General features: G+C 59.1%; 3 protein-coding genes. All 3 read left to right on the top strand.

Annotation, left to right across the window (positions count from 1 at the left end; all coding sequences use genetic code 11):
* Positions 1 to 326: 326 nt before the first annotated feature.
* The 3 genes from ABIZ35_RS26625 to ABIZ35_RS26635 all read left to right on the top strand — a co-directional run bounded on the left by ABIZ35_RS26625 (position 327) and on the right by ABIZ35_RS26635 (position 4,288).
* On the top strand, positions 327 to 1,301 hold the full coding sequence (locus tag ABIZ35_RS26625) for an H-X9-DG-CTERM domain-containing protein (RefSeq protein WP_348222973.1): 975 nt from the start codon (positions 327 to 329) through the stop codon (positions 1,299 to 1,301).
* Between the two features lie 25 nt (positions 1,302 to 1,326).
* Entirely contained in the window at positions 1,327 to 1,584 is a 258-nt protein-coding gene (locus ABIZ35_RS26630) for a hypothetical protein (protein WP_348222974.1), read from the top strand.
* Positions 1,585 to 1,690: 106 nt separating this feature from the next.
* Positions 1,691 to 4,288 carry an alkaline phosphatase family protein gene (locus ABIZ35_RS26635; RefSeq protein ID WP_348222975.1) on the top strand — a complete coding sequence of 866 codons (2,598 nt, stop codon included), beginning with the start codon at positions 1,691 to 1,693 and terminating at the stop codon, positions 4,286 to 4,288.
* Positions 4,289 to 4,381 lie beyond the last annotated feature (93 nt).

Here is a 4,381-nt window from a genome sequence, read left to right on the forward strand (position 1 = left end):
TCCGATGTGCGGACTTTCCTTGGATCGCGATACCAATGCCGCTGTCAATATTTTGGCTCTGGGACAACAGAGCCTCGCTTCCGTGGAAGCGTAGAAGCCCGCTGATTTATCAGCGTGGAGTTGTCACCAAAACTCTGATTCCGGCGCGATGATGCACTGACGCTTGTCAGCCGGCTTCATGAAAATATGAATATTATTTAACACATTCATAACACTCACTTCATCTCCTCTTAATCATCACACGGTAAACTTCAAATCGCCTGCACAATCGTATGCATCGCCGCGCAATCGAAGATCTGTGCTGATCGTAAAACAGGAAACGGAACATGAAACGACTTCCATCCAACTCTCGATCCGCCTCTACGGGTGGCTTTACTCTGATAGAATTACTCGTTGTGATCGCTATTATAGCGATTCTCGCCTCAATACTCTTTCCGGTCTTCGCCAAAGCCCGTGAGAAGGCGAGGCAGACCTCGTGCGCCAGCAATGAAAAGCAGATCGCGCTGGCCAACCTTCAATATATCGGCGACAACGACGATCGCGAGCCGATGGTTGATTATTTCGTCTATCCCGGCGGCGTGAAACAGCTAGTCACCTGGACAATCGCGCTGCAGCCTTACACCAAGTCCTGGTTGGTGTTCCGATGCCCCAGCGACTCCAGCAGTCTCGCCACAAAATTCACGCGGTTTCAGGGGGACACGATCTCCTTCTCTGACCCGGGATACCTGCAAGCCGTCAATTCCAGTTACGCGATCAACGCGGATTATATGAATCCCGAGCCGGGATGCGACCAAAGCACGAAAACCGCCTTCAACGATCCGGCGAGTGAGGCGGGCGAAGGGCATCAGGGCATCCCCGTTCCGCAGAGCCAGATGGAGTCACCCTCAGAAACCGTCTTTGCGGTCGACGCCAAGCCTCTCTTCTACGACGCCGATACGGCGTGGATGTACCGATATTGGACCGGCGCGCCGGCGACATGGCTGGCTCCAGTTGCCTGCACCTCCTGGAGCTGGGGAAGCCATCAAGGCTGGGATCAGGCCGCGACCGCAGGCTCGGGCAGTCCCGGCTCCTATGGCGTTGCCGGCGAAGAGCCCGGTAATACCAACACGGATCGCGTCTCCGTGCGGCATACTGGCGGGACGAATGTGATGTTCTGCGATGGTCATGTCAAGTGGATGACGCCTGGCAACCTGGCTGCGGGAACCAATTGGAATACGGGCGCCGACCGAAACAATATCTTAATCCTCGATTTCAGCAAGTATCTCTGGTCGCTGACAAAGTCCGGAAATACCGACATTTAAAGATCGCAAGGAGGCGTGACGGGAAATGGCAAATCATGCAGTCGTCGTTAACAATCCTCGCCCAGTCAATAAGTGGCTGGTCGCGGGGCTGGGCGCTCTGATCATCATCGCGGTTTTGTTCGCGATTGCGAATAAGAAGGAGGCCTCGGACCCGACACTCACAGCGGCGCCGCCGATTGTCGCGACCCCGGGGCATCCGATCGTTCTGCATACGAAATCCCCGGAAGCTATGGCGATGCAGATGCAGCAGGCGGGTGTAGCGCCGCCTGCCGCTAAGCAATAACGCCCTGGGTGCGCGCCGTTTAGTCGTTTCTTAACGTCATCCTGGTAAAATTGTTGGGATTTGCGCAGTCCTGCGCTGCTTTACCCTCGAAGGAAACAACGGAACGATGCGACGAATACAATGGATCGTCGCCGGCGCACTGGCGGCGATCGGCGCGGCGGCGGTGATGGCGGCGACGCCGATAGCTCCGGTCGCGCCCCCCAAAGACGCAAACCTGCCTCTGGTGACCGGCAAAAAACTGACCCCCGAAGGCCAGCAGACCAATGTCGGCAGCTTTCCGGCGAATTTGATCCTGTCGCCGGACGGCAATTATATTCTTGTCACGACCGCAGGCATGCGCGAGTATCTCTCCGTGCTGCGCGCGAGTGACGGCGCACTGGTCAGTCAACTGGACTTTAACAAAAAGAGCACGCTGGTCGATAACAAGCAGGACCTTTACTATGGACTGGTCTGCGGCAAGACGGAAGGCGGCGTCACCACTGTCTACGCCTCGCGCGGCGGCGAAGGCATCGTGAGCGTGCTGTCCTTGGACGGCGATGGAAAACTGACGGATACCGGCAAAACACTGACGCTTGCGCCGGAGCCGGGCGGCGATGTGGCCTATGCGGCGGGCCTTGCGCTGAGCGCGGACGCCGCGCATCTGTATGTCGCCGATAACAGCGCCAATGCGAAGTCGGGTATGCGCGCCTCACTGCGAATACTCGACACGGCGTCCGGGGCGGAAACGGCGAATGTCGATCTGCCCGGCTATCCCTTTGCCGTCGCCGCCGTCACGGCGGGCGCGGACGCGGGCCGCAAGGTGTACGTCACCAGCGAGCAGCGAGGAAACGTCGCGGTGATCGATCCGGAGACGGGCAAGTCCGTTCGGGAGATCGCGACGGGAACGCAGCCGATCGGTCTGCTCCTGGATAAATCGCAGGGACGATTGTTTGTCGCCAACGCCGGCAGTGACACCGTCAGCATCATCGACACCCGCACGGATCGTGTGACGCATACCATCTTAATGCGCCCCGACAACATGCGCGGACTGCCCGGCGCGACCCCGACCGGCCTGGGGCTGTCGGCCGACGAGAAGACGCTGTACGTGACACTTGGCGATATGAACGCCGTCGGAGTCGTGAACCTTCCCGAAGCAAAGCTGGCTGGGTATTTGCCGGTCGGCTGGTACCCCACGGGAGCCGTGATCTCGCCAGACGGCAAGCGATTGTTTGTCGCCAACGCCAAAGGCGTCGGAGTTCGCAATCCGAACAGCGAGCCGCGCAAGGACCTCGCCGATTCGCCGCAGTATATTCAGAACATCATCGACGGCACGGTGACGACGATTGATTTGGCCGCCCTGCCGCCGCTTAAGACACTCACCGCCCAAGTCCTCACGAACAATCAGGGCGCTGCTCGAAAGAAGAAGAAGTTCCAAAATCCGGGAATCAAGCACGTCTTTTACATTATCAAAGAGAACCGCACCTACGATCAGGTTCTAGGGGATGTGCCGACAGGGAACGGCGACCCGGCGCTTGCGCTGTACGGCCGCGACATCACGCCTAACCAGCACGCACTGGCCGAGCGCTTTGTGCTGCTCGATAACTTCTATTGCTGCGCCGAGGTCTCCGGGGACGGCTGGAACTGGTCCACCGCCTCCATCGCTTCGGAGTTTAACGAGCGCAATGTCGCGCACAACTATGGCGGCCGCCGCCGTCCGTACGATTTCCAGGGCAGCAACAACGGGATCTCCGTGGACCGCTTCGACATCCCCGACGCCAACCATCCTGCGGGCGGTTACATCTGGGATCAATGCGCCGCCCATGGCGTTTCGTTCCGCAATTACGGCTTCTTTACCGACGACTTCGACGTCCCGCGCAAATCGGCGACGGAAGGAACGGAAGGCGTTTCCAACAGTCCGACCAGGAAGACACTGGTCGGCAAGACCTGCGAAGAGTTTCGTTTGTGGGATACGAACTACGCCGACAGCGATGCCTGGATCGACGCCAAACTGACCCCCGCGCCGCGCCAGATGAAAGCCTACGGCAAGTACAACGCGCCCTCCCGCGTCTCCGCCTGGAAGCGCGAATTCGCCGAGTACGTCAAAAACGGGAACCTGCCGCGTTTCTCCATGATTTGTCTGCCGCGCGACCATACGGCGGGGACTTGGGACGGCTGCTCGTCGCCGCTCGCGATGATCGCGGACAACGACTATGCGGTCGGGCAGATCGCGGACATCATCAGCCACAGCCCCTACTGGAAATCGTCGGTAATTGTCGTGGTGGAGGATGACGCGCAGCACGGCTACGATCACGTGGACGCGCACCGCTCGACGGCCTATGTCATCAGCCCATTCATTGAAAAAGCGACCCATGATAGTCGCTTCTACAACACGGACAGCGCCCTGCGTACAATAGAACTGCTGCTCGGTCTGCCTCCGATGACACAGTATGACGCCATCGCTCCTCCCATGGACATCTTCCAGAAGAGCGCCGTCAACGCGGAGCCTTACGCCGCCGTTCTTCCCGCGCGCGATATCCTTGCGGAAGTCAATATCAAGACCGCCTATCGCGCCGCCGACAGCGCCCGCCTGCTCAACACGCTCAAAGAAGAATCCGCGCCCGACGAACAGCTCAACGACATCCTGTGGCGCTCCATCAAAGGAACCACGCCGCCGGAACGCCGTTATACGTTGTCTTCCGCGCGAATCAAGGATGATGACGATTAGGATTTGGCCCTCATCCCCCGGTGCTTCTGTCCTTCGTGACCTGCCCTGGCCATCCCCTCTCACATATGACCTACCCCCGGCCTTCGGCCGAAG

The sequence above is a fragment of the Capsulimonas sp. genome (assembly GCF_039929585.1).
GTDB lineage: Bacteria > Armatimonadota > Armatimonadia > Armatimonadales > Capsulimonadaceae > Capsulimonas.